Annotated in this window: 10 protein-coding genes; 8 read left to right on the forward strand and 2 right to left on the reverse strand. The window is 60.8% G+C overall.

Annotated features, from left to right (window positions below; all coding sequences use genetic code 11):
* The first annotated feature begins 58 nt into the window (after positions 1-58).
* Positions 59-1,264, forward strand: coding sequence for an alpha-hydroxy acid oxidase (locus PWG15_RS33020; protein ID WP_275027689.1), 1,206 nt, complete (start codon positions 59-61; stop codon positions 1,262-1,264).
* Between the two features lie 200 nt (positions 1,265-1,464).
* Here the strand turns inward: PWG15_RS33020 and PWG15_RS33025 are convergent, their stop codons facing one another.
* On the reverse strand, positions 1,465-2,376 hold the full coding sequence (locus tag PWG15_RS33025; RefSeq protein ID WP_275027690.1) for an Abi family protein: 912 nt from the start codon (positions 2,374-2,376) through the stop codon (positions 1,465-1,467).
* 530 nt (positions 2,377-2,906) lie between these two features.
* Here PWG15_RS33025 and PWG15_RS33030 point away from each other — a divergent pair.
* Entirely contained in the window at positions 2,907-3,944 is a 1,038-nt protein-coding gene (locus tag PWG15_RS33030; protein WP_275027691.1) for an IS110 family RNA-guided transposase, read from the forward strand.
* A gap of 586 nt (positions 3,945-4,530) precedes the next feature.
* Here PWG15_RS33030 and PWG15_RS33035 read toward each other — a convergent pair.
* Complete coding sequence (locus PWG15_RS33035) at positions 4,531-5,514, reverse strand: LacI family DNA-binding transcriptional regulator (protein WP_275027692.1); 984 nt, start codon at positions 5,512-5,514, stop codon at positions 4,531-4,533.
* A gap of 300 nt (positions 5,515-5,814) precedes the next feature.
* Here PWG15_RS33035 and PWG15_RS33040 point away from each other — a divergent pair, with 300 nt between their 5' ends.
* From PWG15_RS33040 to PWG15_RS33065, 6 genes are all read left to right on the forward strand, one after another.
* Positions 5,815-6,891: an ABC transporter ATP-binding protein gene (locus PWG15_RS33040; protein WP_275027693.1), complete on the forward strand. Its 1,077-nt coding sequence runs from the start codon at positions 5,815-5,817 to the stop codon at positions 6,889-6,891.
* A 39-nt stretch (positions 6,892-6,930) separates the two neighbouring features.
* Positions 6,931-8,166 carry an ABC transporter substrate-binding protein gene (locus tag PWG15_RS33045; protein WP_275027694.1) on the forward strand — a complete coding sequence of 412 codons (1,236 nt, stop codon included), beginning with the start codon at positions 6,931-6,933 and terminating at the stop codon, positions 8,164-8,166.
* 71 nt (positions 8,167-8,237) lie between these two features.
* Entirely contained in the window at positions 8,238-9,173 is a 936-nt protein-coding gene (locus tag PWG15_RS33050; RefSeq protein ID WP_275027695.1) for a carbohydrate ABC transporter permease, read from the forward strand.
* Between the two features lie 3 nt (positions 9,174-9,176).
* Positions 9,177-10,031: a carbohydrate ABC transporter permease gene (locus PWG15_RS33055; protein ID WP_275027696.1), complete on the forward strand. Its 855-nt coding sequence runs from the start codon at positions 9,177-9,179 to the stop codon at positions 10,029-10,031.
* Complete coding sequence (gene araD, locus PWG15_RS33060) at positions 10,028-11,764, forward strand: L-arabinonate dehydratase (protein ID WP_275027697.1); 1,737 nt, start codon at positions 10,028-10,030, stop codon at positions 11,762-11,764. The genes PWG15_RS33055 and araD overlap by 4 nt, the downstream gene beginning before the upstream one ends.
* 11 nt (positions 11,765-11,775) lie before the next feature.
* A complete protein-coding gene (locus PWG15_RS33065) occupies positions 11,776-12,579 on the forward strand; it encodes an HpcH/HpaI aldolase family protein (RefSeq protein ID WP_275027698.1) in 804 nt (267 codons plus the stop codon).
* The last annotated feature ends 1 nt before the right edge of the window (position 12,580 follow it).

A 12,580-nucleotide genomic window follows, 5' to 3' on the forward strand; every position in this document is an offset into this window, starting at 1 on the left:
CATTGCCCCGGCGGCCTGATCATTGGAAGCTGCGGCGAGCGACCTTGGTGGACGAAAAATGGGCGATCCTCTTCAAAAGTATCTCTGCTTGAATGATTTCGAGAGAACGGCGAGGCGCCGCCTTCCGCGGCCACTATTTGGCTACATCGCGGGTGCGAGCGAAACCAATGCGTCGCTGCGCTACAATGCAGTCGATTTCGACGCGTATGCCTTTCGGCCGCGTGTGCTGCGAGACGTTTCCGGCCGCAGCATCCAGACAACGCTGCTCGGCGAAACATATGATGCGCCGTTTGGGATCGCGCCTATGGGCATCAGTGCACTGATGGCCTACCGCGGTGACGTTGAGCTGGCTGATGCAGCCCGAAAGCGTCGAATTCCCATGATCATGAGTGGATCATCGCTAACGCGGCTCGAGGACGTCGCCAACGCCGCCCCGGGCTCGTGGTTTCAGGCATATCTTCCAGGAGAACCCGACCGGATTGATGCACTGGTCGACCGCGTGCAACGGGCCGGTTTTCAGACGCTGGTCCTGACGGTCGACACGGCCACTCTGGCAAACCGCGAGAACAATGTTCGCGCCGGTTTCTCTACTCCCCTTCGTCCAAGTCTGCGCTTGGCCTGGCAAGGGATTATCCATCCGCGATGGACGATCGGCACCTTTCTACGCACTTTGATGACGCAGGGCGTTCCGCATTTTGAGAACTCCTATGCGACCCGCGGCGCGCCGATCATTTCGTCGAACATCATGCGCGATTTCGGGCGGCGGGATCACCTAAATTGGGTCCACCTCGAGCGCATTCGCGCGCGTTGGCCGGGAAAACTCGTCGTCAAAGGTGTTCTGCATCCAGATGACGCTTCGCGCGTGCATGACGTGGGCGCGGATGGGTTGATCGTGTCCAATCACGGCGGGCGTCAACTCGACGGCACCATGTCGCCCTTAAGCGCGCTTCCTGAGATCGTTGCGCGGATCGGCAACAAAACCACTGTCATGGTCGACGGCGGCTTCCGGCGGGGCACCGATATAATCAAGGCACTCGCGCTGGGCGCACGCTTCGTTTTTGTCGGGCGGCCTTTCCTCTACGCAGCGGTTGTCGCCGGCAGTCCAGCTATCCTTAAAGCTATCGACATCCTAAAATCGGAAATCCATCAGGACATGGCGCTCCTCGGAGTCGTGGCGCTAGACGACATTGATGGCTGTTTCGTCGTTCGCCGTGATCGCGAAGGTCGTGGACCGGGCGTCACATTGAAAAGGCTAGCGATTTGATTCTGTTCAAGGCGAAGGATCGCAGACGTGGTGGGCCCGGTAGGGGTCGAACTTTCAGTCCACGGCAAGTGCGTCGTGGGTGCCTCGCCTGATGCATTTCACGCTCGAACGGTCTGACCGGAAGAACGGCTCTTTTCCAGTGCGCAACGCGCGTAAAGCAATGCCGTTCAACTGGCATAACCCTTTGTCAGTCGCATTTGCTATATTGTGGGCGGTTTCCATGCCGGCAGGTTTGTCCAGTTTGGAGGAAACCCCATCGCAGATTCTTCAGCGAGTGGGCAAGAGTCCATCAGTTCGATGAGTGATTGTCGCCAGAGTGTCCCCGGCGCGACGATCCCCATCATATAGCCGACGACCGCCAGCGTGTTGTAAAGCTTCCTCGCTGATGCGGCGTTCATCGCTAGCCTTAGCGAAGCCGGGGAGTTCGGCACAATCATCGTAACAGTAAATTGCTTGTTCCAAAGGCGACCATGGTGCGCGCAGATATTGCGCACATATGTAAGGTGGTGCGCAACGGAGACCAAAACCTTCTCGTCGAGCCCATAAGGTTTGGCTATCGCCTGGCGATCGGCGCGAAGCTTTAGGTTTCCCACCCATTTTGAAAGTTGTCCAAGCGACATGACTTCCGCAGTCATCCAAATCGGTGGGTGTTCGGGATCGTCGTATTTTGTCCGATAATGGACAATGAAAGTATCTTTAGAGCGCTCGATTTCCTCGATCAGGTTGGCAAAGGCTTTGGCATAATAGTCGGCGCGATCATAAAGCCCAGGGTCAAGGTAGCCGTGAGGGCCGTATTTCATGGCAAGGTGGTGTGCCCAGCTTCCCCGTAGCGAGACTTCGATGCGTTCGATCGCATCCATGACGTGCAGTCGAAGCCGCCTATCAAAGGCATAGAGTGCCAGCACGTCCTCGAAGGAGGTGCCATCTTTGAACTTGTGCCCTCCAGCAAGCGGCGTCGGTTCCTCAAACGGAAGCCAGTAGGCGCGCAGGCGATAGTAGCTTATGTGTTGAAGGCAGTGAGCGGCGTGCGCCGGATCGGGAACGGCCATGCCCCTGGCTTCAAGCAGAGTAATTTGATCGGCTATTGAAACGGAAGGCTTGGTGAACTTCATGCCATTTCATAGGCGGATTCGAAGTTCCAGAAAAGAGAAACCCGCCTGGGTGCGCAGTTCCGAAACCGAAGTTTCGTCCGAGGCGTGGCGGGTCTTATTGATGAGTGATATGGCCCATACTTATTAAGAATGCAATAACGCGAGGGGCAAAAATCTACCCGAGTGTGCGCTTTCACGGGCAACGAGTTGATCCTGAATCACGATTTATTTTCGAAGGGACAACACCGGCTTTTTATCGATCGACAACTTAGCCAACGAAATCTGTTCCGAGGACACCGCTGGGTGCTGCGCCAGGCGACAGGACCGAGAGAAGCTTGCTAGAGTCGAAGGTGCTCGGCCCAAGGGAGCTCGAAGCTGCACGTGAACGTTTCACGAGTGTTGTGCTGGGTTTGTTTCCGCTTTGTGCGTCCAGATGGTGTAACGGGCGGGAACCCGGCCCGGCAGGTTTGAAGGGCCGGTGGTCGTCCCTCACAATGATGGTGTCGCGGAGTCAGGAGTGGCCTGCTCCATAGCAGCACGGAGAGACGACCATGAAAGAGTATGCCGGCATCGACGTATCATTGGAATACTCGAGTGTGTGCGTGGTGGATGCGGATGGCCGCATCGTGCGGGAAGCAAAGATCCTCAGCGAACCCGATGCGCTGATCGCCTGGTTCGGCGCGCATGGCGTGGCGATGGAGCGCATTGGTCTGGAGGCCGGCCCGTTGTCGCAGTGGCTGCATGCCGGGATGGTGAAAGCCGGTCTTTGCGTCGAGCTGATCGAGACGCGCCACGTGCGTGCAGCCTTCAAGACGATGCCGGTCAAGACCGACAAGAAGGACGCCCGCGGCATTGCGCAGTTGATGCGGCTGGGCTGGTTCCGACCGGTCCACTGCAAATCGCTTGCTGCCCAGGAGGTGCGTGCGCTGCTGACCGCCCGCAAGCTCATTCAGGGTAAGCTGCACGACATCGAGATGAGTATCCGGGGCATCCTGCGCGGCTTCGGCCTCAAGGTCGGGCCGACGACGCGGCGCACGTACGCGGGACGTATCCGCGCGCTGGTTGCCGGCCATTCGACCTTGGAAGCGATCGCGACGGCACTGCTCAAAGTGCGCGACGCGCTTGTGCACGAATTTGCAGGGCTTGATCGCACGTTGCGTGCCATCGCCCGCCAGGACGACAACGCCCTTCGGTTGATGACGACGCCCGGCGTTGGCGTCCTGGTGGCGCTGACGTTTGTGGCGGCCGTCGATGCGCCGGAGCGCTTCCGCTCCTCCCGCGCGGTCGGGCTGCACTTCGGATTGACGCCGAGGAAATATCAATCGGGCGAGACCGATCACAGCGGTCGCATCTCGAAGATCGGCGATGGCAGCGTGCGAACCGTGCTCTACGAGGCGGCCAACGTCATCCTGACGCGGCCGGTCAAAGGCTCCGATCTGAAGGGCTGGGCACTGGCGGTCGCAAAACGTGCCGGTCCGAGAAAGGCGCGCGTCGCGCTGGCCCGCAAGCTGGCGGTGGTGTTGCATCGCATGCTCACGGACGGAACCAGCTTCATTGCTCATAAGGGAGCGTCCGCCGTGCCGGCTTGACCGCAGGAGACGACAAGACAGGCGTTCGGACGGGCACAGCCATCAGCCCTCCGCAGCAAGGTCCCTTCGCCGGGACGATGGATGGGTTAGGCCGTTATGCGATCAGCAGCACGCGGTGACTGCGCCGTTTCAGATTGGCCAACCGGTCCTCAGCAGACCCCATAGAGCAGCGGCAAAGCTCCGACTGCGGACAGAAGCAAGCACTCGGCGAGGGATTACGCGCACAAGGGATTGACGAGGCGCCCGTTACAGAAGGATCGCATAATGTATCATCGGGATCGGTTTAGCGGCCTGCTCCGTTAACGAGTATCTGAGATCTCGGGCGCGCATACATGTGCTGCACTCAGGCGTTTCCGCGACCTTCTACGAGCATAGAAAATTCCATTTGGCGATCGACGGCCCTGTCGAGGTGGCGTTGCAGGAGGGTGAATTGGCTTGGCAAAGGACGTATCCGCCAAGGAGTGCGCGTAGTCACGATCGATGGGCTGACATTGAGCTGACGGTCGTAATTGCAAGGAAATTGCGACCGACGAGCGTGCGGGGCAGCGATGCCGTGGCGGCACCGGGTGCTGGGTCTGTGGTCTTCCTAGCTACTACGGCGATGTTGCAATGTGAACCGGGTGTCGATCATACGCGATCCGGTCGTCTTCTCGCCGTTGAGGTGATCGTCGATCAACCGTGCGGCCTCACGGCCGATCAGGTCGCCGGAGGGGCGGATGGTGGTGAGTGGCGGATTGCAGGCGGCGCTGAAGCTGAGATCGCCGAAGCCGACTACGGCCAACCGGTCCGGTACGGTGACCTTCATCCGTTCGCACCCGAACAGCACGCCGAGTGCGATGTGGTCGTTCGAGCAGGCGATACCGTCAGTGTCGGGGTGGAGCCGCAAGGCTTCCGCCAAAAGCATCGAGCCGATTTCGGCGGAGGCTGTGTCTGGATGTTCGACGACCTTGGCGACCGCGCCCGCTGCGTGCGCAGCCCGCAGGAAGCCGTCACAGCGTTGTTTGGCGCGTCGGTCCTGATGCATGCGGGCGCCGAGAAAGACAAGATTGCGGCGACTCTGTTGGATGAGGTGTTCTGCCACCGCGATGCCGACTTGATCGTGATGAAACCCGATGGCTGCGTCGATTTGCGGACCACCGAGCTCCCAGATTTCGATAACGGGAATGGTGACGTTGGCGAGCAGGCGGCGTGTTGCGGGACTATGCGACAGGCCAGTAAGAACAATGGCTGCCGGTGCCCATGACAACGCCATGCGCACCAGTTCCTCTTCTTCTTGCTCATCGTACTCGGTGTGACCGAGGATGAGTTGCAGGCGCTGTTTCTTGAGTGCTGTCTGCATAGACGCGACCGTCTCGGCAAAGAACGCGTTGCGCACTGAAGGAACAATGATGCTGACAGCGCGGGAAGAAGCCGCGGCAAGCCCGCCGGCCATCAGGTTCGGCACGTAATTGAGTTTCTCAATCGCCCGACTGATGGCTTGGCTCGCCGTACCCGAAACCGCCTCCGGCTTGCGCAAGAAGAGCGACACCGTGGAGGGGGAGACGTTGGCGAGCTCGGCCACGTCGGACATGGTGACGGACTGCATCTTGCGGCGATTGCGTGGCGCCTTTCGCATCCTGTTGTCCATAAGCATCTCCGTAGCGCTATTATCGCACTACTAGCATACTTTTCATCCAGCCTCAACAATAATCGCGACCGATTTTCTATGTAATTTGCTGAAAACACAGCGCATTTTTCTCTCCTCCGCACCGATTTTCGATGCCATCGGCGACCGCAAACATTTTTTTGAGTCCATCTTGCTTCGAAAAAATCGTAGCGCTATTATTGGTGCCAGTTAAGCCGGATGCCCGGCCGATGTTGGGAGGGAAGAATGGCTTCTGTCAGCCTGCGAAAGCTGGAAAAAAGTTACGGTTCGCTGCGCATCGTGAAAGGCGTCGACCTTGAGATCGCCGATGGCGAATTCGTCGTCTTCGTCGGTCCGTCGGGCTGTGGAAAGTCCACCACATTGCGCATGGTCGCCGGGCTCGAAAGCATCACAGGCGGCGAGATCCGCATCGGCGAAACGCTGGTCAATCGCCTCCCGCCGCGCGAGCGCGATATCGCTATGGTCTTCCAAGACTACGCCCTCTATCCGCATAAGACAGTGCGCGAGAACATGGGGTTTAGTCTGAAGGTGCACGGTGTTGCGCCGCGCGAGGCCGATCAGCGTGTCAACGAGGCGGCTGAGATGCTTGGCATCGACCACTTACTTGAGCGTCGTCCGGGTCAGCTCTCAGGCGGTCAACGCCAGCGCGTCGCCATGGGGCGCGCCATCGTGCGTCGCCCGAAGGTTTTTCTGTTCGACGAGCCGCTGTCCAATCTCGACGCAAAGCTGCGCGGGCAGGTGCGTACCGAGATCAAGCGCCTGCATCAGCAGATCGGGACGACGATCATCTATGTTACGCATGACCAGGTCGAGGCCATGACGCTTGCCGATCGTATCGTCATTCTCAAGGGTGGCGACATCGAGCAGGTCGGCACGCCGGACGAGGTCTACAATCGCCCGCAGAGCGTTTTCGTCGGCGGGTTCGTCGGGTCTCCGGCGATGAACTTTGCGAAGGCCAAAATCCAATCCGGCTGTCTCGCCTTTACCGACGGCAACAGACTCGCTCTGTCCTCTGTTCGGGCGGGACGTGAGGCGGCTTTTGAGGGCCGCGATGTCATCGTCGGCATCAGGCCGGAGCATTTCGGTGTGGCCCCGGATCCGGCGGCGACGCTCGCAGTGCGCGTGCAGGTCGTCGAACCGCTTGGTTCCGACACCCTGGTGCATTTTTCGGTTGGCGGCGATGTGCTGACCGCCCGCATGCCGCCCGAGACGCGGCCCGAGCCGGGCGCCGAAATCCGCATCGGAGTCGATCCCTCGAAAATCCATCTTTTCGATGCCGCCAGCGAGCGCGTCATCAACTGAACGCCAGGCGTTTGCGACACCAATCAACGGGAGGATAGAATGAACATCAGGACCATTGCGAGCGCGCTCGCCGCGACCAGCGTGCTTACATTCTCGGTGCCGGCCTTTGCCGATACGGATCTTAAAATCTTCGTTTCCAGTCAGCACCAGCCGGATGTCTGGCGCAAGGTGCTCGACAAATACGAGGCGGCCAATCCGGGCGTCAAGGTGGCGATCGAGACCGGCGGCAACACCTCCGAGGCGCAGGCGCAGTATCTCAACACCGTCATGTCCGCCAAGGACACCAACCTCGACGTGCTGATGCTCGACGTCATCCGTCCTGCGCAATATGCCGCCGCCGGCTGGACCTCTGCCTTCGAGAACAAGGACATGTCGGTCTACCTCCCTGCCTATGCCGGAGCCAACACTGTTGATGGCAAGGTCGTCGCGCTCCCGGCCTTCGCGGACGCGATGTTCCTCTACTACCGCAAGGATCTGCTCGACAAGTACGGCATCGCTCCTCCCAAGACCTGGGAAGAGTTGGCGGCCGCCGCCAAGAAGGTGGCGGAGAGCGAGAAAAATCCTGATCTCCAGGGCCTCTCCTTCCAAGGCAAGGCCATCGAGGGTGCGGTTTGCACCTTCCTGCTGCCCTATTGGAGCCAAGGGAAGAATCTCGTCGAAAACGGGAAGCTTACGTTTGACCACGAGGCAGCTGTCACCGCGCTGAAGCTTTGGAAGGGCTTCGTCGATACGGGCGTCGCCAAGAAGAACATCGCGGAAGTTGCCACCGACGACACGCGCAAGGAGTTCCAGGCTGGCAGCGCCGTGTTCGCGGTCAACTGGTCCTATGCCTGGACGCATTTCCAGGGCGCTGAATCGGCTGTAACCGGCAAGGTCGGTGTCACGCGCCTGCCGGCGCTCAGCGGTGGCGAACAGGCGAGCTGCCTTGGCGGCTGGGAATGGGGCGTTTCGGCCTACTCCACCCATCAGGACGAAGCGAAGAAACTGGTCGAATATCTCTCGAGCGAGGACGTCTCGGTGTTCATGGCCGCCAACGGTTCGCTCCTGCCCACCTATGCAGCCGCCTATGGCAATAACGAAGTGCTGAAAGCCGTGCCGTGGTTCGCCGATGCCCTGCAGGTGGTCGAGACCGCCAAACCACGCCCGGTGACGCCGCGATACAACGAGGTGAGCGAGGTCATCCGCACCACCGTCAACGCGGTGCTCGCGGGCGTCACGACACCGGAGGACGGTGCCAGTCAGATCGAAGCCCGCCTGAAGCGCATCCTGCGCTGATCGCAATCGCCGGAAGGGATTTTCCATTTTCCCTTTCGGCTCCCCAACCTGAATTGTCGGGAGTTGCACCGGTGACGACGACCTCCATCCTCAATGCGGCAACCAGTGCTGACCGCGGACCGCCAGCCTGGACGCGCTGGCTCGACCTCGGCGACCGGGCGCTTGCCGTGGTATTGCTTGCCCCAGCGGCGATTCTTCTCGCGCTGATCATCGTCTATCCGGTGCTGCGCCTCGGCTATACCAGCTTTTTCAGCCTGTCGCTGACGTCGGGTCTCCCCGCGGAATTCGTGGGCCTCGAAAACTACAGCCTTATGCTGGAAGACCCGGTCTTCTGGGAAACGACGTGGAATACCGTCCTCATCACCCTCATCACTGTGCCCGGCGCCCTCCTGGTCGGGCTTGCACTGGCCCTGCTTGCCAATCTCCCTTTCGGCGTGCAGTGGCCAGTGCGCCTTTCCCTGCTGATCCCCTGGGCGCTGCCACTCTCATTCGCCGGTCTGATCTTTGCCTGGTTCTTCCATTCGGAATACGGCGTCGTCAACGACGTGCTGATCCGTCTAGGCTTCGAGAGCATCATCTGGTTCAACTCGCCGAATTGGGCCTTCGCCGCGATCTGTCTGACCATCGTCTGGAAGACCTCGTCGTTTATGGCGCTGATCATTCTTGCCGGTCTGCAGACGATACCGCGCTCCCTCTATGAGGCCGCCGACGTCGACGGCGCCGGCCGGGTTCGCCAGTTCTTCGAGATCACGCTGCCGCTCCTGAAGCCATCGATCGTCGTCGCGCTGATTTTCCGCACCATCACGGCGCTGCAGACCTTCGACATCCCCTACATGATGACGGGAGGCGGCCCCGGTACTTCGACCTCGACGCTTGCCATGTACATCCACCAGAACACGGTCTCTTTCCTCGATCTCGGCTACGGCTCGGCGCTTGCCGTCGTGATGTTCGCCCTGTCGATGTGCGTGACCGCCGTCTATCTGCGCGCCATCCGGACCAAGGAGTAAGCCATGAGTGCCGTCGCCGCCCCCGGACTTTCCGGACTTCTTTCCGGCCGCCCGCTGCGCTTCCTCGCCGGAGCCGTGCTGATCGTCAACGGCATGTTCCCGGCGCTCTGGATACTCTTCACCTCACTGAAGACGGAAGCGGAGCTCACTGCCAAGCCCATCACTTGGGTTCCACACGCTCCGACGCTGGCGAACTACATGCAGGCCTTTTCCGACCAGCCGCTGCATCTGTTCCTCTTCAACAGCTTCATGGTCGCACTGCTGTCAACCTGCCTTACGCTGCTCGTCTCAGTGCTGGCAGCCTATGCACTGGCTCGGCTGGATCTCCGTTACCGTGGCCTCATCCTATCGTTGATCATCGCTGTGTCGACCTTCCCTCTGGTCACGCTCCTTGTGCCGCTCTTTGAGATCATGCGCACGCTGAACCTGCTCAATACCTGGGTCGCGCTGGTGCTGCCTTATACGGTCCTGTCGCTGCCGGTGTGCACGCTCATGCTCGTCTCTTTCTTCGAAGGCATTCCGCGGGACCTTGAAAACGCGGCGATGATCGACGGCTGCACGCGGCTGGGGGCGCTTTTCAAAGTGGTCGTACCGCTCTGTGCGCCGGGTGTGTTCACAGCCGGAATCCTCGCCTTCGTCAATGCTTGGGACGAGTTCCTGCTGGCGTTGTCCTTCAATTCCAATCCGGCTTTGCGCACGCTTCCGGTCGGCATTCAGCTGTATCAGGGCGAGTTCGCCTTCCCTTGGCCGGTCATCTCGGCCGCGCTGGTTGTCGGCATCGTGCCTGTCGCCGTGCTGATCGTCATCTTCCAGGAGCGCGTCGTCTCGGGCCTCACCGCCGGGGGTATCAAGGGATGAACAGGAAGCTCGACATTTCCGAACTGCGCAGTCAGCGCTGGTTTGCCAACGACGATATGCGCGCCTTTGCGCACCGCCAACGCACGCAGCAGATGGGCATGCGGCGCGAGGAGTTCATGGGGCGGCCCGTGATCGGCATCATCAACACTTGGAGTGAGATGAGCCCCTGCCATGCGCATCTGCGTGACCGAGCCGAAGCTGTGAAGCGCGGCGTCTGGCAGATGGGCGGCTATCCCGTCGAGCTGCCGGCGATCTCGGTCGGCGAGGTCATGGTGAAGCCGACCACCATGCTCTACCGCAACTTCCTCGCGATGGAGTGCGAAGAACTGTTACGCTGCCACCCGATCGACGGCGCAGTACTGCTCGGTGGCTGCGACAAGTCGACCCCGGCGCTGCTGATGGGCGCGTTCTCGATGGATATTCCGGTCATCTTCTGCCCGGCAGGACCGATGTCGAACGGTCAGTGGCGCGGTGTTAAGACAGGTGCCGGCACGCACACCAAGAAGTACTGGGACGAGCTTCGAGCAGGCAACATCACCCGCGATGACTGGGTGGATCTCGAGAGCCGCATGACGCGGTCGCCGGGTACCTGCAACACGATCGGCACAGCCTCGACCATGACCTCTATCGTGGATGCCATGGGCATGACGCTGTCCGGCGCGTCCTCCATCCCCGCCGTCGACTCCGGCCATACCCGCATGGCGTCCGCTTGCGGCTCACGCATCGTCGAGATGGTCTGGGAAGATCTGAAGCCGTCGAGAATTGTCAACCGCGACAGCTTCCTCAACGGCCTTGTCGCTTATATGGCGCTCGGCGGCTCGACCAACGCCGCCGTACATCTCATTGCAATGGCCAAGCGCGTCGGCGTCGATCTGACGTTGGACGACATGGCGGCGATGGCCAGCAAGGTGCCGGTCGTAGCCAACGTCTTTCCCTCCGGCGAATACCTGATGGAGGACTTTTACTTCGCCGGCGGCATCAATGCGCTCTTGAAGAAGCTGTCGCGACACCTGACGCTCGACCGGCCGACCGTCAATGGTCGCACGCTCGGCGAGAACATTGCCCCGGCCGACTGCTGGAACGATGACGTCATCCGCGGCGAGGATGATCCGGTCGTGCCGCTCGCCCGCGGCAAGACGCTCGAAGTGCTGCGTGGCAATCTCGCGCCGAACGGCGCGGTCATGAAATCGTCCGCCGCCAATCCGAAATTCCTGAAACATGTCGGTCCGGCAATCGTCTTTGACGATCCCCGTACGATGAACCGCACGCTCGATGACCCAGACCTCGACATCACCGAGGATACCGTGATCGTGCTGCGCAATGCCGGCCCGGTCGGCGCGCCGGGTATGCCGGAATGGGGCAACCTGCCGATCCCGAAGAAGCTCTTGAAACAGGGGGTGCGCGACATGGTGCGTGTCTGCGACGGGCGCATGAGCGGCACCCACTATGGAACCTGCGTTCTGCATGTCTCGCCGGAAGCTGCGGTCGGTGGCCCTCTCGCTTTGGTCCGGACCGGCGACCTCATCGAACTCGATGTTGCCGCCGGAACAATCAACATGCGCGTCTCCGAGGACGAGCTTGCTCGGCGCAGGGCTGAATGGAGGCCGTCAGCGCCGGTCTACGAGCGCTCCTTCGCCGCCCTCTATCAACGCCACGTCAGTCAGGCGCACGAGGGCTGCGATTTCGATTTCCTGACCGGCACGCAAGCCGTGCCGGAACCGCCGATCTATTGAGGGACGATCCAATGAGCAGCAACAACCCCTTCAAATCCTGGCTTAGCGACAAGTCGCGCGCCACCCCGCTCGGCACCTGGCTGATGGCTGCCGCGCCCGCGACGGCCGAAGCGCTTGGCTATGGTGGTTTCGATTTCCTCGTCGTCGACATGGAGCACGTGCCTGTCGAATTCACGGATCTTGCCCATATCCTGCGTGCCATCGGCTGCACACCCGCGGACGCGGTGGTGCGGCTTGCCTGGAACGATCAGGTGCTCGTCAAACGCGCGCTCGACGCCGGTGCACACACCGTTATGCTGCCCTTCGTGCAAAATGCGGAGGAAGCAAAGGCCGCCGCTGCCTATACCCGCTATCCGCCGCATGGGATCCGTGGGGTTGCCGCCGTACATCGCGGCTCCCGCTTCGGCACGATCCCGAACTACCTGAAATCCGCAAACGACGACATCTGCACCATCGTGCAACTCGAAACACCGGAAGCGATCGAGCGCCTGCCGGAGATCGCCGCGGTCGACGGGATCGATGCGCTCTTTGTGGGGCCGGGCGATCTTTCCGCCGCGATGGGGCATATCGGCAATATCGCTCATCCCGAGGTCCAGGCTCTGATCGAGAAGGCGGCGAAAGACGCGCATGCGGTCGGCAAGCCGGTCGGTATCGTCGGCCCCAACCCTGACATGGTGAAGCGCTTCATCGGTTACGGTTACGAATTCGCAGCCATAGCCTCCGACATCGCCATGATGACCGGCCGCGCAAACGAATGGCTCGCGCAGCTGAAAGGCACGGCCGAAGCGCCCACCACACCAGCGGCGGCTTACTGAG

The sequence above is a fragment of the Ensifer adhaerens genome (assembly GCF_028993555.1).
Taxonomy (GTDB): Bacteria; Pseudomonadota; Alphaproteobacteria; order Rhizobiales; family Rhizobiaceae; genus Ensifer; species Ensifer adhaerens_I.

Coding starts and splice junctions, on each gene's coding strand:
- PWG15_RS33040 (WP_275027693.1), top strand. CDS start 5,815: ATGGCTTCTGTCAGCCTGCGAAAGCTGGAAAAAAGTTACGGTTCGCTG.
- PWG15_RS33020 (WP_275027689.1), top strand. CDS start 59: ATGGGCGATCCTCTTCAAAAGTATCTCTGCTTGAATGATTTCGAGAGA.
- PWG15_RS33045 (WP_275027694.1), top strand. CDS start 6,931: ATGAACATCAGGACCATTGCGAGCGCGCTCGCCGCGACCAGCGTGCTT.
- PWG15_RS33065 (WP_275027698.1), top strand. CDS start 11,776: ATGAGCAGCAACAACCCCTTCAAATCCTGGCTTAGCGACAAGTCGCGC.
- araD (WP_275027697.1), top strand. CDS start 10,028: ATGAACAGGAAGCTCGACATTTCCGAACTGCGCAGTCAGCGCTGGTTT.
- PWG15_RS33025 (WP_275027690.1), bottom strand. CDS start 2,376: ATGAAGTTCACCAAGCCTTCCGTTTCAATAGCCGATCAAATTACTCTG.
- PWG15_RS33030 (WP_275027691.1), top strand. CDS start 2,907: ATGAAAGAGTATGCCGGCATCGACGTATCATTGGAATACTCGAGTGTG.
- PWG15_RS33055 (WP_275027696.1), top strand. CDS start 9,177: ATGAGTGCCGTCGCCGCCCCCGGACTTTCCGGACTTCTTTCCGGCCGC.
- PWG15_RS33035 (WP_275027692.1), bottom strand. CDS start 5,514: ATGTCCGACGTGGCCGAGCTCGCCAACGTCTCCCCCTCCACGGTGTCG.